This is a genomic window from Pseudomonas khavaziana, from assembly GCF_036704165.1.
Lineage (GTDB): Bacteria > Pseudomonadota > Gammaproteobacteria > Pseudomonadales > Pseudomonadaceae > Aquipseudomonas > Aquipseudomonas khavaziana.
Window position 1 is genome coordinate 2518014 of sequence record NZ_CP129946.1, and the last position, 25290, is coordinate 2543303.

At 61.4% G+C, this 25290-nt stretch carries 22 protein-coding genes; 16 read left to right on the forward strand and 6 right to left on the reverse strand.

Annotation, left to right across the window (positions count from 1 at the left end; genetic code table 11):
• Positions 1–22: 22 nt before the first annotated feature.
• On the reverse strand, positions 23–223 hold the full coding sequence (locus QYQ93_RS11315) for a protein DnrP (protein ID WP_338476937.1): 201 nt from the start codon (positions 221–223) through the stop codon (positions 23–25).
• Positions 220–903: a Crp/Fnr family transcriptional regulator gene (locus QYQ93_RS11320; RefSeq protein WP_338476938.1), complete on the reverse strand. Its 684-nt coding sequence runs from the start codon at positions 901–903 to the stop codon at positions 220–222. Before QYQ93_RS11320 ends, QYQ93_RS11315 begins: the two co-directional genes overlap by 4 nt.
• Positions 904–1374: 471 nt before the next feature.
• On the opposite strand from QYQ93_RS11320, the gene QYQ93_RS11325 reads away from it, so the two are divergent.
• Both QYQ93_RS11325 and QYQ93_RS11330 read left to right on the forward strand, forming a co-directional pair.
• Positions 1375–2565 (forward strand): NnrS family protein, encoded by a 1191-nt coding sequence (locus tag QYQ93_RS11325; RefSeq protein ID WP_338476939.1) that lies wholly within the window; start codon positions 1375–1377, stop codon positions 2563–2565.
• Between the two features lie 25 nt (positions 2566–2590).
• Positions 2591–3031, forward strand: a complete 441-nt coding sequence (locus tag QYQ93_RS11330) for a hypothetical protein (RefSeq protein ID WP_338476940.1) — start codon at positions 2591–2593, stop codon at positions 3029–3031.
• 75 nt (positions 3032–3106) lie between these two features.
• On the opposite strand, the gene ytfE is transcribed toward QYQ93_RS11330, so the two are convergent.
• Positions 3107–3781, reverse strand: coding sequence for an iron-sulfur cluster repair protein YtfE (ytfE, locus tag QYQ93_RS11335; protein WP_338476941.1), 675 nt, complete (start codon positions 3779–3781; stop codon positions 3107–3109).
• Between the two features lie 154 nt (positions 3782–3935).
• Between ytfE and norR the strand changes: the two genes are divergently transcribed.
• From norR to ubiT, 7 genes are all read left to right on the forward strand, one after another.
• On the forward strand, positions 3936–5465 hold the full coding sequence (gene norR / locus QYQ93_RS11340) for a nitric oxide reductase transcriptional regulator NorR (RefSeq protein WP_338477251.1): 1530 nt from the start codon (positions 3936–3938) through the stop codon (positions 5463–5465).
• Positions 5466–5553: 88 nt separating this feature from the next.
• A complete protein-coding gene (pdxH, locus tag QYQ93_RS11345; RefSeq protein ID WP_338476942.1) occupies positions 5554–6201 on the forward strand; it encodes a pyridoxamine 5'-phosphate oxidase in 648 nt (215 codons plus the stop codon).
• A 100-nt stretch (positions 6202–6301) separates the two neighbouring features.
• Positions 6302–6856: a molybdenum cofactor biosynthesis protein B gene (gene moaB / locus QYQ93_RS11350; protein WP_043051399.1), complete on the forward strand. Its 555-nt coding sequence runs from the start codon at positions 6302–6304 to the stop codon at positions 6854–6856.
• The gene (gene glp, locus QYQ93_RS11355; RefSeq protein WP_338476943.1) at positions 6853–8088 is read left to right on the forward strand and encodes a gephyrin-like molybdotransferase Glp; all 1236 of its coding nucleotides are present in this window, start codon (positions 6853–6855) and stop codon (positions 8086–8088) included. The genes moaB and glp overlap by 4 nt, the downstream gene beginning before the upstream one ends.
• A gap of 120 nt (positions 8089–8208) precedes the next feature.
• Positions 8209–9204, forward strand: a complete 996-nt coding sequence (ubiU, locus tag QYQ93_RS11360; RefSeq protein ID WP_338476944.1) for a ubiquinone anaerobic biosynthesis protein UbiU — start codon at positions 8209–8211, stop codon at positions 9202–9204.
• 10 nt (positions 9205–9214) lie between these two features.
• Positions 9215–10105: a U32 family peptidase gene (locus QYQ93_RS11365; RefSeq protein ID WP_338476945.1), complete on the forward strand. Its 891-nt coding sequence runs from the start codon at positions 9215–9217 to the stop codon at positions 10103–10105.
• The gene (gene ubiT / locus QYQ93_RS11370) at positions 10099–10569 is read left to right on the forward strand and encodes a ubiquinone anaerobic biosynthesis accessory factor UbiT (protein ID WP_338476946.1); all 471 of its coding nucleotides are present in this window, start codon (positions 10099–10101) and stop codon (positions 10567–10569) included. The genes QYQ93_RS11365 and ubiT overlap by 7 nt, the downstream gene beginning before the upstream one ends.
• Before the next feature lie 729 nt (positions 10570–11298).
• Here ubiT and QYQ93_RS11375 read toward each other — a convergent pair.
• From QYQ93_RS11375 to QYQ93_RS11385, 3 genes are all read right to left on the reverse strand, one after another.
• Positions 11299–11973: a Crp/Fnr family transcriptional regulator gene (locus QYQ93_RS11375; RefSeq protein WP_338476947.1), complete on the reverse strand. Its 675-nt coding sequence runs from the start codon at positions 11971–11973 to the stop codon at positions 11299–11301.
• An 84-nt stretch (positions 11974–12057) separates the two neighbouring features.
• Positions 12058–12705, reverse strand: a complete 648-nt coding sequence (gene narL / locus QYQ93_RS11380) for a two-component system response regulator NarL (RefSeq protein ID WP_338476948.1) — start codon at positions 12703–12705, stop codon at positions 12058–12060.
• On the reverse strand, positions 12702–14504 hold the full coding sequence (locus QYQ93_RS11385) for a histidine kinase (protein ID WP_338476949.1): 1803 nt from the start codon (positions 14502–14504) through the stop codon (positions 12702–12704). The genes narL and QYQ93_RS11385 overlap by 4 nt, the downstream gene beginning before the upstream one ends.
• 304 nt (positions 14505–14808) lie before the next feature.
• Between QYQ93_RS11385 and QYQ93_RS11390 the strand changes: the two genes are divergently transcribed.
• The 7 genes from QYQ93_RS11390 (at position 14809) to QYQ93_RS11420 (ending at position 25273) form a co-directional block, all read left to right on the forward strand.
• Positions 14809–16113, forward strand: coding sequence for an MFS transporter (locus QYQ93_RS11390; protein WP_043051184.1), 1305 nt, complete (start codon positions 14809–14811; stop codon positions 16111–16113).
• Positions 16091–17488 (forward strand): NarK family nitrate/nitrite MFS transporter, encoded by a 1398-nt coding sequence (locus tag QYQ93_RS11395; RefSeq protein ID WP_043051185.1) that lies wholly within the window; start codon positions 16091–16093, stop codon positions 17486–17488. Before QYQ93_RS11390 ends, QYQ93_RS11395 begins: the two co-directional genes overlap by 23 nt.
• Positions 17489–17558: 70 nt before the next feature.
• Positions 17559–21332 carry a nitrate reductase subunit alpha gene (locus tag QYQ93_RS11400; protein WP_338476950.1) on the forward strand — a complete coding sequence of 1258 codons (3774 nt, stop codon included), beginning with the start codon at positions 17559–17561 and terminating at the stop codon, positions 21330–21332.
• 1 nt (position 21333) lies between these two features.
• Positions 21334–22872, forward strand: coding sequence for a nitrate reductase subunit beta (gene narH / locus QYQ93_RS11405; protein WP_043051186.1), 1539 nt, complete (start codon positions 21334–21336; stop codon positions 22870–22872).
• A 2-nt stretch (positions 22873–22874) separates the two neighbouring features.
• Positions 22875–23630, forward strand: a complete 756-nt coding sequence (narJ, locus tag QYQ93_RS11410) for a nitrate reductase molybdenum cofactor assembly chaperone (RefSeq protein WP_046072057.1) — start codon at positions 22875–22877, stop codon at positions 23628–23630.
• Entirely contained in the window at positions 23623–24303 is a 681-nt protein-coding gene (gene narI / locus QYQ93_RS11415) for a respiratory nitrate reductase subunit gamma (protein WP_043051187.1), read from the forward strand. The genes narJ and narI overlap by 8 nt, the downstream gene beginning before the upstream one ends.
• A gap of 10 nt (positions 24304–24313) precedes the next feature.
• A complete protein-coding gene (locus tag QYQ93_RS11420) occupies positions 24314–25273 on the forward strand; it encodes a peptidylprolyl isomerase (RefSeq protein ID WP_338476952.1) in 960 nt (319 codons plus the stop codon).
• The last annotated feature ends 17 nt before the right edge of the window (positions 25274–25290 follow it).

A 25290-nucleotide genomic window follows, 5' to 3' on the forward strand; every position in this document is an offset into this window, starting at 1 on the left:
TCCAGGTCTGAATCCTGCGGCCTCAATTGATGCTGCGCGGCAACACGAAAAACATCGCAATGCAAAAGATCGTCAGGCCAACGCAGAACCACTTAAACCGGCGCAAACGACGTGCCTGGGCGCGTTCGGCCATCACCGGCAAGGGCATGCCGCATTGCAGGCAATCGGATTGCCTGGACGGGTTGATAGTTTGGCAATACAGGCAGACGGGCAGGGTGCTCACTCGAACTGTTCCAGGCGCGGACGATCAAGAATGGCGATCTGGCGGCCGTCCTGGGTGATGATTTTTTCATCGATCAGGCGGCGAATGATCCGTGAAAAGGTTTCCGGTTGGATCGACAGATGCCCGGCGATCAATTGCTTGGCCATCGGCAGCTCGAATTGGCTGTTGACCGGCTGCAGGCGCACCAGTTGCGTCAGCAAATAACGCACGACCCGGTGGGTGGCGTTTTTCAGCGACAGGGTTTCGATTTCATTGACCCGCTGGTGCAAGCGAACGCAGAGCTTGCCGAGTAACGCAAAGGTCAGCCGGCTGTTGCTCTGAAGCAGGCGCATGTAGGTGGCGTTGGACAACCGATAGAGTTGAGTGGGGCAGACCGCCTCGGCCGAGGCCACGTAATTGGGGGTATCCATCAACATCATCGCCTCGGCGCAGGTTTGTCGATCGCCGATGACTTCAAAGACTTTTTCCTGCCCATCGGGCGTCAGCCGGTAGATTTTCACTGCCCCGGCAATCACGAAATAGAACGAGTCGGCGGGCTCGTCTTGCCGGAACAAGGGGTCGCCTTTGTCGATGCTCAGCAAGTGGCTGGTAGTCATCAATTCATCCAGCTGATCTTCGTTCAACGGCTCGAACAAATGATGACTGCGCAAAATCTGGTGGTGAACGCGATGAAGCACCATGGGCATTCGTCCTGAAGGTAAAGTGAGGGCGGCCAACGAGTCAGACGAGGCCCAGGGAAAGGCCACTGGCCAGGGCCAGGAACGAGGCCAACAGCACAAACCAACTCAGGGGTTGGATGACTTTTTTCATGACGACTCCGGTAGATAGAGGCTTTCATTGAGTACCCGATGCTTGAGCAAGACGCGGGCCATGCCTGGAGGCCTTTATTCATGGGGATGCGAGCGCTCGGGGGTAAAAATGACCCTGGCCGATAGGGTCTGAATGACCGTGTCAGGGTTATTTTCACCCTGGTCCGTTCGCCGTCGCAGCCGCGCAGGCCCGCACCGGCAATAAGCCGCCTGAGGGCACGGCCCTTGCACTCTTGATCTGCGACAACGGCAACTGATCGCCTATACCCGATGATGTATCCGGATGTACCTCGGCACTCGCGATTAAGTGTCAGGTCGGCAACAGGTTAGAGGAGTGGCGTTATGCAAGTGCTTGAGCGGCGTAAAGCGATGGCGATCCCGCCGCTGTTACGGCTGGCCTTCCGGCCTTTTTTCCTTGCCGGCTGCCTGTTTGCGGTGTTGGCCATTGCGCTGTGGCTGGCAGCCTTCGGCGGTTCGATTTCCCACTGGACTCCCGCAGGCGGTTGGCTGGGCTGGCATCGGCATGAACTGCTGTTCGGCTTCGGGCTGGCGATCATTGCAGGTTTTTTGCTGACGGCGGTGCAGACCTGGACCAGTCGCCCCGGGCTCAGCGGCAAACCGCTGGCTGCCCTGGCGCTGTTGTGGCTGTGCGCACGGGCGGCGTGGTTGCTCAATGCGCCATGGTCGCTGCTCATGGTGCTGGAATTGGCATTCCCGCTGGCGGTGGCGTTGCTCATGGGGTTGAGCCTGTGGAAGGTGCGACAGAAACGTAACTATCCGATTGTGATGGTGTTGCTGTTGTTAGCCGTGGCCGATGGGTTGTCGCTTTATGGCGTACGCGAATGCCATGAAGGCTGGCAGCGCCAAGGCGTACTGGCCGGCATCTGGCTGGTGGCAGCGATGATGGGGTTGGTCGGCGGGCGGGTCATTCCGTTTTTCACCCAGCGTGGTCTTGGTCGGGTCGAGGGAGTTGCTCCATGGCCGTGGCTGGACGGGGTGTTGTTGATCGGTGCGCCGCTGGTTGCGTTGCTGTATGCAGCGGGGCCGGCCCTCACCCCCAATGTCTGGGTGGGCCTGCTGTTCGCGGTGTTGGCGGCGGGGCATCTGGTGCGCCTGGTTCGCTGGCACGATCGGGCACTCTGGAGCGTGCCGTTGTTGTGGTCGCTGCACCTGGCCTATGGCTGGTTGGCAGTGGCGTGCCTGGGCATGGCGCTGTGGCATTTCGGCGTGCCGGTCAACCCGAGCCTGGCGGTGCATTGCCTGACGATCGGTGCCATGGGGGGGTTGGTGCTGGCGATGATTGCGCGGGTCAGCCTGGGGCATACCGGTCGGCCCCTTGAGCCGCCCTCGGGCATGACCCTGGCGTTCATCTTGCTCAATCTGGCGTGTCTCAGCCGGGTTGTGTTGATTGTGTTCCTGCCCTTGCCGGCGCTGTGGCTGGCCGGCCTGTGCTGGGCGCTGGCGTTTGCGTTGTACGCCTGGCGTTACGGGCCGATGCTGCTGCGCACTCGAGTTGACGGTCATCCGGGTTGAGCCGGCGACTGAATGGAGGTGGACAGTGATATATCCCTTTTTGCTGGTGATCCACTTGCTCGCGGCAATCGCCTTCATTGGTACGTTGTTTTTCGAAGTGGTGATCTGGCATCACGCCCGCCAGCAGTTGCCGGATGCGCCACGGTCGACGGCCGATCAGGCCATTGCCCTGCGCTCGCGCAAGGTCCTGCATGGCGTGGTGGTGCTGTTGTATGGCGCCGGCATCAGCCTTGCGTGGCAGTACCGGGGCGCCTTGAGCCAGCCGCCGGCCAGCAGTCTTGGTGTGTTGCTGAGCCTGAAGATCCTGTTGGCCCTGAGCATCATCGGGCATTATTTGCTGTTGGCCTATTGGCTGAAAAACGCTCGGCTGAGCGCTCAGCGCGCCGGCTGGATTCGCCGCAGCATCCTCGGGCACATGGTGTTGATCGTGATCCTCGCCAAGGCGATGTTTTATTGGCATGGCTGATCGATAAAAGTGCCTGGCAGACAAAACCCGCGGCAACCGGTGGGCTGGCGCGGGTGGGTTGCAAGCGGCAATTGATCAGTGCCTGGGGTTCAGGGCGTTTACGAACAGCACATTGTTTTCCAGGTGGATGTGTTGCATCAGGTCGTCGCGAAACTCCAGCAGCCCGCGATACAAGGCACGCCAGGTGTTACAGGCATCCGCTGGCGGGGTGATGTTGTTGGTCAGGGCCAGCAGTTCCTCCAGTGCCTGGCCATGCTGGTCATGTTCGAAACGCAGCACCTGGATCGGCGGGGCGGCTTGGAGGCCGATGCCCTGTTGCAGCATCGGGAAGAGCACTTGTTCTTCCTTGAGCATGTGGCCTTCGAGTTCTTGTTGAATGTCGGTCAGCAGGTCGGCCAAGCCGTTGGGACAACTGCTGCGCGCCCCGTGAACCTGCTCGACCCGACGGGCCAGGCGGATCAGTTCAGGCAGTTGCTCGCGGTGGCGAGCGTGGTAACGCGTGAGGAGGTGAGTGATCAACACAGGCGACGGCTGGTTGCGCCAGTCAAGTTGGGTTTCGCCGGTGTCTTGCAGACTGTGCAGGGCCTGCGCAATCAGTGTCGGGTCGAGGTCCTTGCCCAGTGCCGCTTCACGCAGGCTTTTATGCCCACCACAACAGAAGTCCAGCTTGAAGGTGTGAAAGATCCGGGTGGCACCGGGAATGTCGCAGGCCAGTTGGCCGAGGCTTTGTTCCAGCAGGGTCTGGCTCATCAGGGTTCCTTGATTGGATTTCAACGGTTCCCCAGCCTTGTTGCATCCGGCATGCCATGTTTAATGCATTGATAAATAACGATTAATTATTAGGTGTGGTGATAGTTACCCTGACGCTCTAGGGTGAATGCCACCATAGAGGGTGATGACTACCATGCTGCGAGAAAGCCTGGCCGCCGACTTGATCGTCGAGTTGCCCAATGCCGTACGGTTCCAGCGCCTGGTCCAGACCCTGCGCGAATATTTCAACAGCGGTGCTGTGGGCTTGCTGCGCCTGGATGAAGACAGCCTCAGGCCTGTCGCGACAGTGGGGTTGGTGCACGAAGCGTTGGGGCGCCGATTTGTCATCGCTCAGCATCCTCGATTGGCTGCGATCATGGCGTCGCGCGAGCCGACGTGGTTCGAGCCTGACAGCCGCCTGCCGGACCCCTACGACGGCTTGCTCGACAATCATGTGGGAGAACCGTTGCCGGTGCATGACTGCATGGGTGTGAGCCTTTACGTGGAGGGACGCATCTGGGGCGCCATTACCCTCGATGCGTTGCATGCCGGCACCTTCGACAGCCAGGCGCGGGAGGAGCTCAAGCGTTGCACCTTGCAGATCGAAGCCGCCGTGCGCGTCACCCGTCTTGAACAGGAAAACCGCAGCTTGCGCTTGTCCCGCAGCGGCCTTCAAGACGTGCGCTTGCCCGCCGATGAAGGCGAAATCCTCGGCCAGAGCGAGGCGTTGCACCAGTTGCTCAATGAGCTGGATGTACTGGCCGATTCCGACCTGCCGGTGTTGCTGTTGGGCGAGACCGGTGTCGGCAAAGAGTTGTTCGCCCGGCGTCTGCACCGTTTGTCGCAGCGCAGCCACAAGCCGTTGATACAGGTCAACTGCGCCGCCTTGCCGGAATCCTTGGCAGAAAGCGAGTTGTTCGGGCACGTCAAGGGCGCCTTTTCCGGCGCCACCAGTGACCGCGCCGGACGTTTCGATGCGGCCAATGGCGGCACACTGTTTCTTGATGAAGTCGGTGAGTTGCCGCCCAGCGTGCAGGCCAAGCTGTTGCGCACATTGCAGAACGGCGAGATCCAGCGGCTGGGGGCGGATAAACCGTTGCACGTGGATGTACGGATCATCGCCGCGACCAACCGGCACCTGCCCGACAGCATCCGCGATGGCCTGTTCAGGGCTGACCTGTATCACCGGCTCTCGGTGTACCCGGTGCCGATTCCGCCTCTGCGCGAGCGCGGTAACGATGTGCTGATGCTCGCCGGGCATTTCCTCGAACTCAATCGGGCACGGCTCGGCTTGCGCGGTTTGCGCTTGTCGCCCGCGGCCGAGCGGGCCTTGCTGGCCTATACCTGGCCGGGCAATGTGCGCGAACTGGAACATGTGATCAGTCGCGCTGCGTTGAAGCAACTCAGCCGCGGTACCAGTCGCGCGCTGATCATGACGCTGGAGGCGCAAATCCTCGATCTTGACAGTGCGATGGGGGCGTCGGGAATGCTCGTCGAGCGCTCGCAGGAGCTGATGCCTGATGCGCCGTTCCAGGCCTTGGGCGCTGCGGTGGATGACTGCCAGCGCGAAAAAATTCTTCACGCCCTGAGTCTTTCTGCCCAGAACTGGGCCGGCGCCGCACGGCTGCTGGACGTCGACCCCAGCAACCTGCACAAACTGGCCCGGCGTCTGGGCTTGAAGTAAGGCGTGGCGGCGCCGCCTGTTGATGGCGATCAAGGTGAGGTCAGCCAGTGGCTTGCACACTGGGCCAAACCCCACAGAGATCACCGTTATGCCACTTTCCCTGGCCCAGATGCGCCGCAACTACATCCTCAACGGTCTGCTGGATGAGGCTGCGCCGGACGATCCACTGGCCATGTTCCGCCAGTGGCTGCAGCAAGCGCGTGACACCGAGTGCGCGCCGGTCGAGGCCAACAGCATGATGTTGGCGACGGTCGACGGTGACGGGCAACCGCACTGCCGGGTCCTGCTGCTCAAGGGCTTGAGCGACGAGGGCTTTACGTTTTTCGGCCATTACCAAAGCGACAAAGGCCTGCAACTGGCCGCTAATCCGAATGCCGCCATGACGTTTTTCTGGCCGGGCCTGGAGCGTCAGGTGCGCATTGAAGGCCAGGTATCCAGGCTCGATCCGCAACTCTCGGATGCCTACTTCGACTCCCGCTCGGTAGCCAGCCGCCTGGGCGCCTGGGCTTCACCGCAAAGCCAGCCGCTGGCCAGCCGGGCAGCGCTGGACTTGCGTTTGGCCGAAACCATCAAGCGTTTCGTTGGCCACACCGTGCCGCGTCCGCAGCACTGGGGTGGTTACTGCCTGCGCCCGGCACGCCTGGAGTTTTGGCAGGGGCGTGCCGATCGCCTGCATGACCGACTCGACTACCGCTTGCAGAACGGCGAATGGTGTCGCCGCCGCCTGGCGCCTTGAGTCTGTATTCGCCCTGTGGAGGTACCTCGTTGGAGGAATAGGCCGGGCGGCGATTCCGGTTCAGGCTTGGCCAAACCCTCATCTACGGGAAGGCTTTTATATGGCCCATTTGGCGCAACGCACCTTTGTTCCCCTGAACATCGCCGTGCTGACCATCAGCGATACACGCACCTTTGACACCGATACTTCGGGGCAGACCCTGGCTGGCTTGCTGCAGACCGCCGGCCATGTGCTGATCGACCGGGCGCTGGTCAAGGACGACATTTATCAGATTCGCGCCATTGTTTCCCGGTGGATCGCCGACCCCCAGGTGCAAGTCGTATTGATGACCGGCGGCACCGGTTTCACCGTGCGCGACAACACGCCGCAAGCGGTGCTGCCATTGCTCGACAAACAGGTCGAAGGCTTTGGCGAACTGTTCCGCCAGGTCTCCCTGGCGGAAATCGGCATGTCCAGCTTGCAGTCGCGGGCCTTGGCTGGAATGAGCAATGGGGTGTTGGTGTGTTGCGTCCCGGGTTCGCCAGGTGCATGCCGCACAGCCTGGAACATGATCCTGCTGGGACAGCTGGACAGCCGCACCGGCCCCTGCAATTTCGCCCCGCATTTGAAACCGCAGCCGCAACAAGGCAATGAAGCCTGCGAGACGCGCACATGACCGGTCGAGTGTGCGACCTCGGCCAGCTGATGCCGGTGGACGAGGCCATCCAGCGTTTGCTGGATCAGGCCCCGACACCTCCGTTGGCGCAAATGATCGGCCTGGATCAAGCCTTGGGACGAGTGCTGGCAACCGACATTCATTCCCTGGTGAACCTGCCGGCCTGGGACAACAGCGCCATGGACGGCTATGCGCTGCGGGCAGCCGACCTGCCATCCCAGGGCGGTTACTTGCCCATTGGTGGGCGAATTGCTGCCGGGGATCAAGCCGGCTCGCCGTTGCTTGCGCAGCAGGCGGTGCAGATTTTCACCGGCGCGCCATTGCCTGCGGGCGCCGATACAGTGGTGCCGCAAGAGCGCTGCCGGATCGACGACGAGCGCGTCTGGTTCCCATCCGTCAGTGCGGGCGATCACGTGCGCAAGGAGGGTGAAGAGGTTCGCCGTGGCGACCTGTTGCTCAAGGCCGGCAAGCGCCTGCGTGCACAAGAATTGGGCTTGCTGGCTGGCGCAGGCGTGGCGCGGGTCGCGGTTCATCGACCGTTGCAAGTGTGTCTGCTCAGCAGCGGCAATGAGCTGCGCGAACCGGGCGATGCCTTGGCGCGGGGGCAGATTTACAACAGCAACCGCTATTGCCTGTCTGCGTTGCTGCGCGGCTGGGGCGTCGAGGTGCACGACTATGGCGTCATGGCGGATGAATTGGCGGCCAGCCGCGATGCCTTGAGCCTGGCGTCGTCGGAGTGTGATTTGCTGCTCAGTTCCGGTGGTGTCTCGGTCGGCGAGGAAGACCATCTCAAACAGGCGATCGAGGAGATGGGTAGCCTGGATTTCTGGCGGCTGGCCATTCAGCCGGGTAAACCCCTGGCCTTTGGTGAGGTCGCCGGCAAACCCTGGATCGGCATGCCGGGCAATCCCTCGGCGGCACTGATTACCGCGTTGGTGGTCGTGCGGCCGTTCCTGCTCCGGGCGCAGGGCGTTACGGACGTGACGCCTGTGCCATTGGCCGTGCCGGCCGGGTTCGACTGGTTGCAACGCAACAAACGCCGTCAGTACCTGCGGGCCAGGCTGGCGCCTGGTGCCGACGGCCAATTGAGCGTGGTGCTGCACCCTCAGCAAAGCTCGGCGATGTTGACGGCTGCGTGCTGGGCCGACGGGTTGGCTGTGATCGAGTGCGAGCAGCAAGTGCTCAAGCACGACACCGTGATGTTCCTGTCCTTCGCCGACCTGATGCATTGATCGCAATTGATTGTCGTCAAGGCCATGGCGGCTGGTCTGGCTAGACTGGCAGCGCCTTTCTGATCGCTGCACTACCGATCCCGGGCGAGGGGCAAGACGCGTTTTTCATGAGGATTACCCATGCAACTGGTTTGTCCGGCAGGGAATCTGCCTGCGCTTAAAGCGGCGGTGCGCGAAGGCGCGGATGCCGTCTATGTCGGTTTTCGCGATGACACCAACGCCCGGCATTTTGCCGGCCTGAATATGGATGACAAGCAGTTCGACGCTGCGGTCGCCCACATCCGCCAGCATCAACGCAAACTCTACGTCGCGGTCAATACCTACCCGCAACCCAAGGGCTGGGAACGCTGGCAGCGGGCAGTCGACCGGGCTGCCGATTTCGGCGTGGACGCGCTGATCGCCGCCGATCCCGGGGTGCTCAACTATGCCAGCCAGCGGCACCCGCAACTGGCGTTGCACCTGTCGGTCCAGGGCTCGGCCACCCACGCTGCGGCGCTGCAGTTTTACGCCCAGCGCTACGGCATACGGCGTGCGGTGCTGCCACGGGTGCTGTCGTTGGCGCAGGTGCGTCAGGTCGCCGCCTCCAGCCCGGTGCCGCTCGAAGTGTTTGGCTTTGGCAGCTTGTGCATCATGGCCGAAGGGCGTTGCCACCTGTCTTCGTACATCACCGGCGAGTCGCCGAACCTGTGCGGTGTCTGTTCGCCGGCCAAGGCTGTGCGCTGGAGCGAAGACGCACAAGGCTTGAGTGCGCGGCTCAGCGAAGTACTGATTGATCGTTATACCCCTGACGAACCGGCGGGTTACCCAACGTTGTGCAAGGGCCGCTTCCTGGTCGACGGCAAACGCTTTCATGCGCTGGAAGAACCCACCAGCCTGGACACCCTCGACTTGCTCCCTGAGCTGAGCGTCATCGGCGTCGAGGCGGTAAAAATCGAAGGTCGCCAACGCAGCCCGGCCTATGTCGAGCAAGTCACCCGCGTCTGGCGGGCCGCACTCGATGCCCATCGCGGCTCGCCGGGCAGTTTCCAGGTCAAGGCGCAATGGCGCCAGGTGCTGGCTGGTTTGTCCGAAGGCAGCCAGACCACCCTGGGTGCTTATCATCGATCGTGGCAATGAGGGACAGAACATGAAGCTCAGCCTTGGACCGGTCCTGTTTTATTGGGACAAAGCGCAACTCAGCAACTTTTACGCCGAGATGTCGGCCTTGCCCCTGGACGTGATTTATCTGGGGGAAACCGTGTGTTCGAAACGTCGGGCTTTTTCACTGGATCAATGGCTGGGGCTGGGGCGCGAATTGCAGGCCTGCAGCCAGGCGCAATTGGTGATCTCCAGCCTGACACTGATCGAAGCCGCGTCCGAACTTTCCAGCCTGCGGCGGCTCTGCGACAACGGTCAGCTGCTGGTGGAAGCCAATGATATGGGCGCGGTGCAGTTTCTGGCTGAACGCAAGTTGCCGTTCGTGGGCGGCCCGGCGCTCAACCTGTACAACGGGCATGCGCTGGCGCAATTGCTCGACTGCGGCATGACCCGTTGGGTACCGCCGGTGGAATGTTCGGCAGCGTTGATCGGCGATGTGATCGCGCAGGTCCGCGAGCTCGGCCGTGACGTGCCGGAAGTGGAAATCTTCGCCTATGGGCATTTGCCCTTGGCCTATTCCGCCCGCTGCTTTACCGCCCGTGCGGAGAACCGGCCGAAGGACGACTGCCAGTTCTGTTGCATCAACTACCCCGATGGCCTGGCGCTGGCCAGCCAGGAAGGCCAGCCGTTGTTCACCCTTAACGGCATTCAAACGATGTCGGCGCAGGTGACCAATCTGCTGGCCGATTATTCCGGGTTGGTGGCCTGCGGGGCCGACCTGCTGCGCCTGAGTCCACGAGCCCAGGGCATGAACGAGGTGATCGAAGCGTATCAACGTGTGCGCCTGGGCCAGACACCGCCGCTGTTCGTCGACGGTTGCAATGGCTACTGGCATGGCCAGGCCGGCATGCTGCGCGTTGAGGAGGTCGGCCTGTGTTGAACCGCAAAGCGTGGCTATTGAAAGGCGCTGATCGCTTACTGCCGCTGGTACGCCGAGTGCCCTTTGCGGTGCAGCGCCTGGCGCTGCAGCAGGCGCTGAATCGCTGCCTCGCCGAGCCATTGCGCGACGGTGAATTCGAAGTGCTGCGCGGGCGTTGGCTGTGCCTGCAAATTGCCGATCTGGGGTTGTCCTGGTACCTGACCCTGGGCCGCGAGGGCTTGCAAATTGGCCGTCAGGCCCAGGCTCACGTGACCATCAGCGGCAATTGGCGAGAGTTCCTGCTCCTGGCCAGTCGCCAGGAGGATCCGGACACGCTGTTTTTTCGTCGGCGTCTGGTGATTCAGGGCGATACCGAGTTGGGGTTGGCGCTGAAGAACCTGATCGACAGCCTGGACCCCGACGTCTTGCCGATCTGGTTGTGGCGCAATCTTGAGCGGGCGGGCAAGGGCCTGGCGGTGCACTAGAAGCATAGGTATACGCCGCTGCTCCCTGGCAGCTTATAGCGATCTAACTGATGCACCGCGATCCAAATGTGGGAGGGGCGGTGCGACGATTCGACTTGCCCCCGATGGCGGCCTCACAGCCGACCAGTACCTGACTGACGGTCTCGGTCCAAATGTGGGAGGGGGCTTGCCCCCGATGGCGGCCTCACAGCCGACCAGTACCTGACTGACGGTCTCGGTCCAAATGTGGGAGGGGGCTTGCTCCCGATGGCGGCCTGACAGCCGACCAGTACCTGACTGACGGCCTCGGTCCAAATGTGGGAGGGGGCTTGCTCCCGATGGCGGCCTGACAACCGACCAGCATGTCGGATCAGAGCGAGTACATATCTATTGCTGCGGTAACGGCCACTTAGGGTTCCGCTTTTACAGCGGGTCACTTTGAAAAGCGCAAAGTAACCAAACGCTCTTGCCCCACCACTCGGCACCTCGCCCAGGCTCGGTGTGCCCGTAATCCGCCAGGGATTTGGGGGGCCGCCGCCACGCGCCATCCATGGCGCGGGGCGGCTAAACCGGCATCCCTGCCGGTTTACCCCCCAAATCCCTGTCGAATTCCGGCCAGCGTGGTTTAACGGGGCGCCTAAGATCAAAAGCAGATCAAGATCAAGATCAAGAGCGGCTCGCTGCGCATCGTGGTTACCGTTGCTGCCACACAGTGTGCGGGTATTGCGCATTGATCGTCGCCAATCGTGCCTATTGGAACGCAGCCAGTTCCTTTTCGGCGAGGATGCTGATGTTGCGTCGTTGCATCTGGATCAGTCCGCACTCGACCAGGCGATGCAAAATCCGCGAAAAGGTTTCCGGTTGAATCCCCAGCTTCGACGCCACCAGGCGTTTGGATACCTGCAAGACAATCTGTCCGGTAACCGGGTGGCGTTCCTGGAGCAGAAAACTGATCACCCGACGGCTCGCGCTCGCCATGGTCAAGGTGTCGATGTCCCGCAGGCGCAGGTGCAGATGGACGCTCATGCTCGCCAGGATAGCCAGGCAGACTTTCGGCTGGTCTTCCAGCGCCTTGCGGTAATGATGGCCCTCGATACTGACCAACACGCTGTCCTTGAGGGCGGTGCCGCTGACCGGGTAAAGCCGGGCCTGGCTGAAGAGCAGGGCTTCGGCGAAGGTCTGGCCGGGCTGAATGATTTCCACCAGGTTTTCCTGGCCTTCGCCGTTGAGGCGGTAGAGTTTGATCTGGCCGCTGACCAGCAGGAAAAAGCGCTTGGCCGGATCGCCCTGGTGCATCAGCGTGGCGTTGCACGGCAGGCGCTTGAGCATGGCCAGGCCGCAGACTTGCTCGAAAACGTTCTCCGGCAATTGGCTGAACAGATGATGACGACGCAGCGTCAAGACGATGGAAGGGTGGGTCAGCATGGCGTACCTCCGCTGACGCTCATTGTAGAGCGCGCAGGGGGGTTGACCTATGCCTCTGCCGGCCTACCTCCAAGGAGGCATGCCTCAGCCCGCAATACGCAGATGCTCCATCGCCCACACCGCCGCTTCGACCCGTGAACGCAAGCCGAGTTTGTGCAGCAGGTTCTTGACGTGGACCTTGACCGTTCCTTCGGTGATGCCCAGCTTGTGTCCGATAACCTTGTTGCTGTAGCCGCTGGCGATGGTTTTCAACACCTGGCGTTCACGCTCGGTCAGTTCTACCACCGCTTGACGCGGCGGTGAGCGCAACGCCTGGGCCATGACCTGCGTCAGGCCAGGGCTGATGACCAATGCGCCGTCGAGGGCATCGCGGATGTACTGGATCAGCAGCTCGGGCTCCATGTCCTTGAGCAGATAACCGTCGGCATCCAGGCGCAGCGCATCGCGAATGTCGTCTTCGGCATCCGACACGGTAAACAGCAGTACCTTGCCGGTGTAATGCATGGCCCGTAATCGGCGCAGGGTTTCAATGCCATTCATCTGCGGCATGTTGTTGTCGAGTAATACCAGGTCCGGTTGCAGTGGCTCGATCAGGGTGAGTGCTTCTTCGCCATGGTTGGCCTCGCCGACGATCAGGAAGTCATCTTCGAGTTCGAGCATCTGGCGAATGCCGCGACGCATCATTGGATGATCGTCTACCAACAGGATTCTATGGTGGGGGGACGGGGTCATGCGACGCTACCTTCTGTTTGCCGTTCGAGAAACTCGGGATGAAACTCCAGTTGGACGCGGGTCCCTTGCGGCGTCCTGGAAAATATCTGCAACTGGCCGCGCAGGCTGCGCGCACGTTCATCCATGATGTTCAGGCCGTGGTGTTCGCGTTGGTCGACAGTGCCGCTGAAGCCGCGCCCGTCATCTTCGACCGAGAGCCTGACGGTTTCGCCGTCCTGGCGCAGTTGCAGCCAGACGTTTTGCGCATGGGCATGGCGCAGACAGTTGGACAGCGCCTCGCGGGTGATCTGCAGGATGTGGATTTGCTCGCTGGCGCAGAGCTGGAAGGCCAGCGCATCGACGTGCAGGTGGACCTTGAACTCGCCTCGACGGGAGAACTCCTCGGCGGTGTCCTTGAGCTCCTGCACCAGGCCTGCATCATTGATCTGCAGGCGAAAAGTGGTCAGCAGTTCGCGTAGCTGGCGGTAGGCATTGTTCAGGCCCTCGCGTAACTCAGCGGTGACGGTTTCCAGGGTTTCGACCGGTTCGCCGCGGCGCATCAGGGTCTGCATGCGGCTGACTTGCAGCTTCATGTAGGACAGGGCCTGCGCCAGTGAATCGTGCAATTCGCGGGCGATGATCGTGCGCTCTTCAAGTAGCAGCAGGCGATGGTCCTGTTCCCGTTGGCGTTTGAGCGAAAGCGAGGTGCCAATCAGGTTGGCGAGGGCCTGGATCAGTTGGGTTTCCCAGGCTTGCGCGGGGTGGCCGTCGACAAAGTGGGCCTTGAGCTCACCCAGTTCGCTGCCCTGGTTGCTGATGCTGAAGGTTTGCGGGCTGGTTTTGTGGTGTTTCTGGCACGTGGCGCAATCGCTGCTGGCGCAGACATCCCGACTGTTGGCGCCGTGCAGGGCGAGCAATTGCTGGGCCGGTGCCTGCAAGTGCCCTTGCAGGCACAACGACAGGCGCAAGCCGGGCAGGCGTTGCTGGAAGCGCCGGATCAACTCGTCCAGCCCCTCGGCATTGGCCAGGCGCGTGGCCAGGCTTCGGCTGCTTTGATAGAGCAGTTCCAGCGCCGCGTTGGCTTGCTGCAGGTTCAAGGTTTTTTGCTGGACCTGGCTTTCGAGCGTGCGATGCGACTCCTCGATCGTCTCGGCCATGGCGTTGAAACTGGTGGCCAACTGGCCTAGTTCGTCATGGGACTGATGGTTGACCCGCACCTGGAACTCGCCGCGACGAAAGCGCTGGGTGGCGGCCACCAACTCTTGCAGCGGCGAGACGACGCCATACTGCAGTTCGTAGAGCCCCAGCAGCAAGACGATCAGCGTAGTGAACAAGGCCAGGCCTTGAATGACCTGTTGCCAGCCTTGCTTTTGCTCGCTCTGGCGCTGCAGCAGGTTGACGAACTGGTTCAGTTGTTCAACGAAGGGCAGGGCCATGGGCTGAAAAGCGCTTGCATCGCCACGTTGAAGTGCCGGGTGCAAATCATCCTTCCAGCGTTGCTGGATCTGCCCATAGCTGATTTGCAAATCGGTGGTCGGGCCATCTTCCAGGACCGCTTTGAGGGAATGGCTATTGAGGCGGGTTTGCAGGCTGTCGGTGATGGCAGCGATTTCTTCGCGGGGAGCGTCAGCGGCCAGTTTCCAGCTCAGGTGGTAAGTCTCCATGCGCACCGAGCCAGCGGTATTGATGGCGGCGGCATCGCCTTGGCTGAACCAGGCGATCAACCCGGCGCTCAACGAGCTGGCCAGGGCGAGGATGGCGATGAGGATCACCGCCAGCCCGGCGCGAGCGGGCAGGGAGCTGCGCAACCAGCGCATCATCAGCGCTGATCCTGGGCAAAGCCACGAAAACTGAGCATACGGCGTCCCGGAACACGGTTTTGCATCCCGTCCCGGGTGCGCTACCTCTAAAGAGTTGCCGACCGCTCCCTGTCAGTAAAGGTGGGACTGGAAAGCCTTAAGAAGCTGATAAATAAAGGCTTTCCAGGTGTCCATGCTCTACCTCCTTAGAGGTAGACAGGCTAAGCATAGGCCTATGCCCCCTTGGGCTTCGTTGACATGGGTCAAGTTTTTGCAGGGTTGGCGTCTCTAGTCTGCCGGCATGGCTAGCTGACTGGAGAACATTGTGACCCAACCCCGTGTACGACAAGGCTTGGTGCTTGGCATGAGCACACTGGCCTTCACCGTGTGTTTTATGGTCTGGATGATGTTCGCCGTGCTCGGCGTGCCGATCAAGGAACTGCTCCAGCTCAACGAAACGCAATTTGGCCTGCTGGCCGCCACCCCGGTGCTGACCGGCTCGCTGGCGCGTCTGCCCCTGGGCCTGCTGACCGACCGCTTTGGTGGGCGCAGCGTGTTCCTGGTGCTGATGCTGACCTGCGTGGCACCTTTGTACCTGATCAGCCACGCCACTGCTTACTGGCAGTTCCTGGTGCTGGGCCTGTTCGTCGGCCTGGCCGGCGGCTCGTTTTCGGTGGGGATCGCCTACGTCGCCAAATGGTTCGACAAAGAGAACCAGGGCTTTGCGATGGGCATCTTCGGCGCCGGCAACGCGGGGGCTGCGGTGACCAAGTTCCTCGCGCCGGCCCTGATCGCCGCGGGTAGCTGGCAACTGGTACCGAAAGTCTTTAGCGCCATCCTCTTTGTCACGGCGTTGCTGTTCTGGTTTCTCAGTGCAGAAAACAAAGACCATCGCAGTGCGACCGGCGCCAGTTTGCGTGAGCAATTGAGCGCCCTGAAAGACCCTGCGGTGTGGCGCTACTGCCAGTACTACTCGATCGTCTTCGGCGGCTATGTGGCCCTCGCATTATGGATGACCCAATACTACGTGCGCGAATACGGTTTCAGCCTGCAAAGCGCCGCGTTGCTGGCCGCGTGTTTCTCCCTGCCCGGCGGTGTATTGCGTGCCGTCGGCGGCTGGATGTCGGATCGCTGGGGCGCGCAAAGCGTGACCTGGTGGGTGTTGTGGGTCAGCTGGATCTGCCTGTTCCTGCTTTCGTACCCACAGACCCAGTTGCAAGTGCAGTCGATCAACGGCCCGGTCAGTTTCCACATCGGCCTCACTCCCACGCTGTTCACCGTGCTGCTGTTTGTCATGGGCATCGCCTTCGCATTCGGCAAGGCCTCGGTCTTCAAATACATCGCCAATGACTACCCGCAAAACATGGGCGCGGTGTCGGGCATTGTCGGCCTCGCGGGCGGCCTGGGCGGCTTTGTGTTGCCGATCCTGTTCGGCGCCCTGGTGGACCTCACCGGAGTGCGCTCTTCCTGCTTCATGTTGATGTACGGCGTGGTCTGGGTCTCCCTCACCTGGATGTACTTCAGCGAAATACGCAAGCGCCCGCTGCTGGGCAAACAGCCGCCAGCGACGTCGTCCCCGTTTTCCAGCATTGCCCAAGGAGAAGAACATGTCCGTTCTGCAAAAGCCTGACAAAGGCCCGGTCATCCATGACTGGCGTCCCGAAGACCCTGCGTTCTGGGGAAGCAGCGGCAAACAGACCGCCACCCGCAACCTGTGGATCTCCATTCCTGCACTGCTGTTGGCCTTTGCGGTGTGGATGGTCTGGAGCACGGTGATCGTACGGTTGAACGCCATCGGCTTCAGCTTCACCACCGACCAGTTGTTCTGGCTGGCGGCATTGCCTGGGTTGTCCGGGGCGACCCTGCGCGTCTTCTATTCGTTCATGGTGCCGATCTTCGGAGGCCGGCGCTGGACCGCCGTGAGCACCGCGTCACTGCTGTTGCCGTCGATCTGGATGGGCTTGGCGGTGCAAGACCCGAGCACCTCGTACAGCGTGTTCGTGTTGATCGCCTTGCTCTGCGGTTTTGGTGGCGGCAACTTTGCATCGAGCATGTCCAACATCAGCTTCTTCTATCCCAAGTCTCAGCAGGGCACAGCCCTTGGTCTCAACGCCGGGCTCGGCAACCTGGGCGTTTCGGTGATGCAGTTCTGCGTGCCGCTGGTGATTACTTTTGGCGTGTTCGGTTTCCTGGGCGGCCAGCCGCAAGTGCTGCAGGACGGCGCTCAGTTGTGGTTGCAGAACGCCGGGTTCATTTGGGTGCCATTCATTGTGTTGGTGACGGTGTTGGCCTGGTTTGGCATGAATGACCTGTCCAGTGCCCGCGCCTCGTTCAGCGAGCAGGCGGTGATCTTCAAGCGCAAGCACAACTGGTTGATGTGCTGGTTGTACCTGGCGACCTTCGGTTCGTTCATCGGCTTCTCCGCGGCGTTTCCGCTGCTGATCAAGACCTCCTTTCCGGACGTCATTGCCTTGAAATTCGCGTTCCTCGGCCCGCTGGTCGGCGCATTGGTTCGTCCCCTGGGCGGCTGGCTGGCGGACAAGCTCGGCGGCGCGAAAGTGACCCTGTGGAACTTCGTGCTAATGATCGTGATGGTCTTCGGTGTGCTGCACTTTCTGCCCCAGGACGGATCGGGCGGCAACTTCTACGGTTTTCTCGGCATGTTCATGCTGCTGTTCATCACCACCGGCGTGGGCAACGGCTCCACCTTCCGGATGATCCCGGTGATCTTCCGGACCCTGCATGAAAAATCCGCTGCTGGAAAACCCGCCGCCGTGCGCGAACAAGCGCTCAAGGATGCCGGCAAGGAATCGGCCGCCGTCCTGGGTTTCAGTTCGGCCATGGGCGCCTTCGGTGCGTTCTTCATTCCCAAATCCTTCGGCACTTCGATGGCCCAGACCGGCGGCCCGGAGATGGCCTTCTACATGTTCGTCGGCTTTTACCTGAGCTGCATCCTGGTGACCTGGTGGTGGTACGCGCGCAAAGGCGCCGCGACACCCTGCTGAGTCGAGCCCGAATCCAACCATTGCGTGGGCGGGGCACAGAACCCCGCAGCAAGCCTGAGAGGTGTACACCGTGAGTCATTTACTGGACCAATTGCGGTTTTTCAATCGCAAGCAAAACGAGTTTTCCGACGGTCATGGAGAGACCCGCAAAGAGTCTCGCGACTGGGAAAACGTCTACCGTTCCCGCTGGCAGTACGACAAGATCGTGCGCTCCACCCACGGGGTGAACTGCACCGGGTCCTGCTCGTGGAAAATCTACGTCAAGAACGGCTTGATCACCTGGGAAACCCAGCAGACCGACTACCCGCGCACCCGCAATGATCTGCCTAACCATGAACCCCGCGGTTGCCCGCGTGGTGCCAGTTACAGCTGGTATATCTACAGCGCGAACCGGCTCAAGTACCCGAAAATCCGCAAGCCGTTGCTGAAGCTGTGGCGCGATGCGCGCCAGACCCTGGCGCCGGTCGAAGCCTGGGCGAGCATCGTCGAGGACAAGGCCAAGGCCGAGTCCTATAAAAGCAAGCGCGGCATGGGTGGCTTCATTCGTTCCAACTGGGAAGAAGTCAACGAGATCATCGCGGCGGCCAACGTCTACACCATCAAGCAATATGGACCCGATCGCATTGTCGGCTTCTCGCCGATCCCGGCCATGTCGATGGTCAGCTACGCCGCCGGCTCGCGTTACCTGTCGCTGATCGGCGGCGCATGCCTGAGTTTCTATGACTGGTACTGCGACTTGCCACCGGCCTCGCCGATGGTTTGGGGCGAGCAGACCGACGTGCCGGAGTCGGCCGACTGGTACAACTCCAACTACATCATCGCCTGGGGCTCCAACGTCCCTCAGACCCGGACCCCGGACGCGCACTTCTTCACTGAAGTGCGTTACAAGGGCACCAAGACGGTCGCCATTACCCCCGACTATTCGGAAGTCGCCAAACTCACCGACCTGTGGCTGAACCCCAAGCAAGGTACCGATGCCGCACTGGCGCAGGCGTTCAACCATGTCATCTTCAAAGAATTCCACCTGGACAAACCGAGCGCCTATTTCACCGAATACGCCAAACGCTTCACCGATTTGCCGGTGCTGGTGCTGCTCAAGCAAATGGTCGACAAGGCCCCGGGGGCCGGCTATCAGCCGGACCGTTTCCTGCGCGCCAGTGACCTGACCGACAACCTCGGCCAGGACAACAACCCGGAATGGAAAACCATCGCCCTCGACGTCAACGGCGAACTGGTGTCCCCTCAGGGGTCCATCGGTTATCGCTGGGGAGAGAAGGGCAAGTGGAACATTCTTGCCCGTGAAGGTGGCGAAGGTCGCGAGATCGATCTGAAACTGAGCCTGATGGGTGATGACGTCGCCGAAGTGGCGTTCCCGTATTTTGCCGGTGAGTCCCACGAACACTTCCAGCACGTCGCCGGCGATGCCGTGCAATACCGCCGGGTGCCGGTGCATAACGTGGTGCTGGCCGATGGTAGCGTCGCTAAAGTGGCCACCGTGTTCGACCTGTCGGCGGCCAACCTGGCGATCGATCGTGGCCTGGGCGGTGAAAACGTCGCCAAGGATTATGACGACGCCTCGGTGCCCGGCACCCCGGCCTGGCAGGAGAAAATCACTGGCGTGAGCCGCGAAAAAGCCATCCAGATCGCCCGTGAGTTTGCCGATAACGCCGACAAGACCAAGGGCCGCTCGATGATCATCGTCGGCGCGGCGATGAATCACTGGTACCACATGGACATGAACTACCGCGGGCTGATCAACATGCTCATGCTCTGCGGGTGTGTCGGCCAGACCGGTGGTGGTTGGGCGCACTACGTCGGCCAGGAAAAACTGCGCCCACAATGCGGCTGGCTGCCCCTGGCGTTCGGCCTGGACTGGAACCGTCCACCGCGCCAGATGAACGGCACCAGCTTTTTCTACGCCCACAGCTCGCAATGGCGCCACGAGAAAATGAGCATGCACGACGTGCTCTCGCCGTTGGCCGATAAATCCCAATTTCCCGAACACGCCCTGGACTACAACATCCGCGCCGAACGGGCCGGCTGGCTGCCCAGCGCACCGCAACTCAATACCAACCCGCTGCACATCTGCCGCGATGCGGCCGCCGCCGGCATGGACCCGAAAGACTATGTGGTCAAGTCGTTGCAGGACGGTTCGTTGCGCTTCTCCTGCGAGCAGCCGGACAGCCCGGTGAACTTCCCGCGCAACATGTTCATCTGGCGTTCCAACCTGCTGGGCTCGTCGGGCAAGGGCCACGAGTACATGCTCAAGTACCTGCTCGGCACCAAGAACGGCGTGATGAACGAAGACATCGGCCAGGTCGGCGACTGCAAACCCGAAGAAGCCGAATGGGTTGACGAGGGCGCCATCGGCAAGCTCGACCTGGTGACCACGCTGGACTTTCGCATGTCCTCGACCTGCGTGTATTCCGACATCGTCTTGCCGACCGCGACCTGGTACGAAAAAGACGACATGAACACCTCGGACATGCACCCGTTCATTCACCCCTTGTCGGCCGCCATCGACCCCGCGTGGGAGTCGCGTTCCGACTGGGAGATCTACAAGGGCATTGCCAAGGCGTTTTCCAGCATGTCCGAAGGGCACCTGGGCGTCGAACAGGACCTGGTGACCCTTCCACTGATGCACGACAGCGTTGGCGAACTGGCTCAGCCGTTTGGCGGCACCGACTGGAAAAGCGAAGGAGTGGCGCCAGTGCCGGGGAAAAACGCACCGAACCTGCATGTGGTCGAGCGTGATTATCCGAACATCTACAAGCAGTTCTCGTCCCTGGGGCCATTGCTGGAAAAACACGGCAACGGCGGCAAGGGCATCAACTGGAACACCGAAGACGAAGTGAAATTCCTCGGTGAGCTGAACCACCACGAAGGCGATGCCGGCATCAGCCACGGTCGGCCGAAAATCGACACGGCTATCGACGCCGCTGAGGTGATCCTGTCCCTGGCGCCGGAAACCAACGGCCAGGTTGCCGTGAAAGCCTGGGCCGCGCTGTCGGAATTCACCGGCATCGACCACAGCCACCTGGCGCTGTCCAAGGCCCACGAGGCGATTCGTTTCCGCGACATCCAGGCCCAGCCGCGCAAGATCATTTCCAGCCCGACCTGGTCGGGTCTTGAAGACGATCACGTCAGCTACAACGCCGGCTACACCAACGTGCACGAGGCGATCCCATGGCGCACCATCACCGGCCGCCAGCAGTTCTACCAGGATCACCCGTGGATGCAGGCGTTCGGCGAACAGCTGATGAGTTATCGCCCACCGGTCAATACCCGCACCATCGAAGGGGTGAAGGGCAAGCGCAGCAATGGCGAGATCGAGATCGTCCTGAACTGGATCACCCCGCACCAGAAATGGGGTATCCACAGCACCTACAGCGACAACCTGCTGATGCTGACCCTCAGCCGTGGCGGGCCGATTGTCTGGCTCTCGGAGAACGATGCAAAAAGCGCCGGCATTGAAGACAACGACTGGATCGAGTGTTTCAACGTCAACGGTGCGCTGACTGCCCGTGCGGTGGTCAGCCAGCGGGTCAAGGACGGCATGGTGATGATGTACCACGCCCAGGAACGCATCGTGAACGTACCCGGTTCCGAAACCACCAAGACCCGTGGCGGCCACCACAACTCGGTGACCCGCGTCGTGCTCAAGCCGACCCACATGATCGGTGGCTACGCCCAGCAAGCCTACGGTTTCAACTATTACGGCACCGTCGGCTGCAACCGCGATGAGTTTGTCGTGGTGCGCAAAATGTCCAAAGTCGACTGGCTCGATGGTTCGTCCGGTGATGACCTGCCGCGTCCGCTGCCGACCGATATCGAGGAGAACTGAGATGAAGATTCGCTCACAAATCGGCATGGTTCTGAACCTGGACAAATGCATCGGTTGCCACACCTGTTCGATCACCTGCAAAAACGTCTGGACCAGCCGCGAAGGCATGGAATACGCCTGGTTCAACAACGTTGAATCGAAACCGGGCATCGGCTATCCGAAGGAATGGGAAAACCAGGACAAGTGGAAGGGCGGCTGGATTCGCAACGCCAACGGCACGATCAACCCACGCATCGGCGGTAAATTTCGCGTATTGGCGAATATTTTTGCCAACCCGGACCTGCCAAGCCTCGACGACTACTACGAGCCGTTCGACTTCGACTACCAGCACCTGCACACCGCACCGCTGGGCGAGCACCAGCCCACCGCGCGTCCGCGCTCGCTGATCTCCGGCAAACGCATGGAAAAAATCGAATGGGGCCCGAACTGGGAAGAAATCCTCGGTACCGAATTCGCCAAGCGTCGCAAGGACAAGAACTTTGACAAGATCCAGGCGGACATCTACGGCGAGTACGAAAACACCTTCATGATGTATCTACCGCGCCTGTGCGAGCACTGCCTCAACCCGACCTGCGCGGCGTCGTGCCCCAGCGGGGCGATCTACAAGCGCGAAGAGGACGGTATCGTCCTGATCGATCAGGAAAAATGCCGTGGCTGGCGGATGTGCATCAGCGGCTGCCCGTACAAGAAGATCTACTTCAACTGGAAAAGCGGCAAATCCGAAAAATGCATCTTCTGCTACCCGCGTATCGAAGCCGGGATGCCGACGGTTTGCGCCGAAACCTGTGTCGGCCGTATCCGCTACCTCGGGGTGCTGCTGTATGACGCCGACCGCATCAGCGAAGTCGCCAGCACCGCCAACGAGCAGGACCTGTACGAAAAACAACTGGAGATCTTCCTCGACCCGAACGATCCGGCGGTGATCCGCCAGGCCTTGGCCGATGGTGTGCCGCAGTCGGTGATCGACTCGGCGCAACGCTCGCCTGTCTACAAGATGGCGGTGGACTGGAAGCTCGCGCTGCCGCTGCACCCGGAATACCGCACCTTGCCGATGGTTTGGTATGTGCCGCCGCTCTCGCCGATCCAGAACGCCGCGACCGCCGGCACCGTGGGCATGAACGGGGTGATCCCGGATGTGGACAGCCTGCGCATTCCACTCAAGTACCTGGCCAACCTGCTGACGGCGGGCGATGAAAAACCGGTCAAGCGTGCGCTCAAACGCTTGCTGGCGATGCGCGCCTACAAGCGTTCCGAGCAAGTCGATGGCGTGCAGGACTTGCAAGTGCTGGCGGATGTCGGCTTGAGCGTGGCCCAGGTCGAAGAGATGTATCGCTACCTGGCGATTGCCAACTATGAAGACCGCTTCGTGGTACCGAGTGCGCACCGTGAAGACGCCATGAGCGACGCCTTCGCCGAGCGCTCCGGTTGCGGCTTCAGTTTCGGCAGCGGTTGCAGCGGCAGTTCCGACACCAACCTGTTCGGGGCGAAGAAAGCCAACCGCCGCGACATCCTCAAAACCGTGCAGGTGTGGGAGCAATGAGCATGCAAATTCTCAAAGTGATTTCGCTGCTGCTCGACTACCCGACCGAGGCACTGACGGGCGGTCGCGACGAACTGGAACAAGCGATTGTCCAGTCCCGGGAAATCAGCCCGACGCAACGCGGCGCATTGTTCGAGTTGCTGGAGCTGATCTGCGCCAATGACCTGATGGACGGGCAGGAGCACTACGGTGCGCTGTTCGGCCGCGGGCGCTCGCTGTCGCTGCTGTTGTTTGAGCACGTGCACGGTGAGTCCCGTGACCGTGGCCAGGCGATGGTCGACATGATGGCCCAGTACGAAGCCGCCGGTTTTGCCATCGGCGTCAAGGAGCTGCCGGACTATATCCCGCTGTACCTGGAGTTCCTCTCGACCCGCGAAGACATCGAGGCCCGCGAAGGCCTGGCGGATGTGGCGCATTTGCTGGCCTTGCTGGCGGCGCGTCTGGAGGAGCGTGAAAGCGCTTACGCCAGCTGCTTCCGGGCGTTGCTGCAGATCGCCGGGGCCGAGCCTCACCAAGCGGTGGCCGACCTGCGCGAACAGGTCGCCGCAGAACCGCGCGATGACTCCCTCGAAGCCCTCGACAAGATCTGGGAAGAAGAGGCCGTGGACTTTCTGCAGGCCGAACAGCAGGACCGTTGCAGTTCGCTGCCAAGCGCGCCGGGCAAGGCCCGGGAAGAAAGCGCGGTGCCACTGCACTGGGTCGATTTTCAGCATGAAGGGCTGGCCGCTGTGCCGGCCAAGGAGGTGGGCAATGTCTAAATGGAATCTTTTGCTGTTCGGGGTTTACCCTTATGTGGCCCTGGCGATTTGCCTGATTGGCAGCTGGGCACGCTTCGATCTGTCGCAGTACACCTGGAAGGCCGGCTCCAGCCAGATGCTCAACCAGCGTGGCATGCGCGTGGCGAGTAACTTTTTCCATATCGGCGTGTTGTTCGTGCTGGCCGGGCACTTCGTCGGCCTGCTGACGCCGGCATCGGTGTACCACCATGTGATCAGCACGCAGAACAAGCAGTTGCTGGCGATGGTTTCCGGTGGGGTCTTCGGCCTGTTATGCCTGGTGGGGTTGCTGATGCTGATCAAGCGGCGGCTGACCGACCCACGGGTTCGCGCCACTTCCAGCCCGTCGGACATCTTGGTCCTGCTGGTGCTGCTCGCGCAATTGCTGCTCGGCCTGCTGACGATCGTCGCGTCCACCGAGCACATGGACGGCTCGGTGATGGTGATGCTCGCCGATTGGGCGCAGAACACTGTGCTGCTGCGGCCAATGGAAGCGGCGGCGTCTATCGCGCCCGTCGGGCTGACCTACAAGCTGCATGTGTTTCTCGGCTTGACCTTGTTCGTGCTGTTTCCCTTCACCCGTCTCGTACACATGATCAGCGCACCGGTCTGGTACTTGGGGCGTCGCTATCAAATCGTTCGGCAGAAATTCTGAGGAGACAATCATGTCAGGTGGATGTGGATGTGGCGGCGGTAACGGGGGCAGCGGTGGCTGCGGTTCTTCAAGAAAAGGCGAGGCCGATGTAGTGGATATCGCGCCGACCGGTGTGGTGCAGGTTGACGAGCTGCCGGTTGCGCCAGCAGCCGATGACGCCCCGGCGCAGCTGATCGCCAGCAGCGAGCAGGAGTGGCCGATCATCAGCGTCAATGAGGTGTCGATCACCCCACAGGCGCTGGCCCAGGAGTTGCAATATCACCCGGCGCCAACCCGCGAGGAGGCGGTCTACCAGGCCGCTCGAGCGCTGGTGATCCGCGAGTTGTTGCAGCAACGCATTGCTGAACTCGGTGTGTCGCTGCAGATCGGCGCCGGTGAGAACGAAGAAGAAGCAGCCACGCGCTTGTTGCTTGAGCGTGAGGTGCATGTGCCGCAGTGCGACGAAGAAACCAGCCTGCGTTATTACGAAAATAACCGCGGGCGCTTTCACAGCGCGCCGTTGCTGGCCGTGCGGCACATCCTGCTGGAATGTGCGCCGGACGATGCCGAGGCCCGTGCACTTGCGTATGCCCAGGCTGAAATCCTGCTGCAACGGCTGGCGGACCTCCCCGGCAGTTTTGCCGAGCTGGCGGTGAAGTATTCGGCCTGCCCGTCGAAGGCCCAGGGCGGTTCCTTGGGGCAGATCAGCAAGGGCCAGACCGTGCCCGAACTGGAACGCCAGCTGTTCACCCTGGCACCGGGGCTGGCCAGTAAACCTTTGGAAAGCCGTTACGGCTGGCACGTGGTCAGTGTCGATCAGCGGATCGAAGGCACGCCGTTGCCCTACGAAGTGGTGTCGACGGCGATCCGTACGCAGTTGCAGCAAGGCGTCTGGCAAAAAGCCCTGGTGCAATACCTGCAAACCCTGATCGGCGCGGCGGATATTCGCGGCATCCATTTGCAGGGTGCCGACTCGCCGCTGGTGCAGTGAGCCTTGGGGGCAAAGGG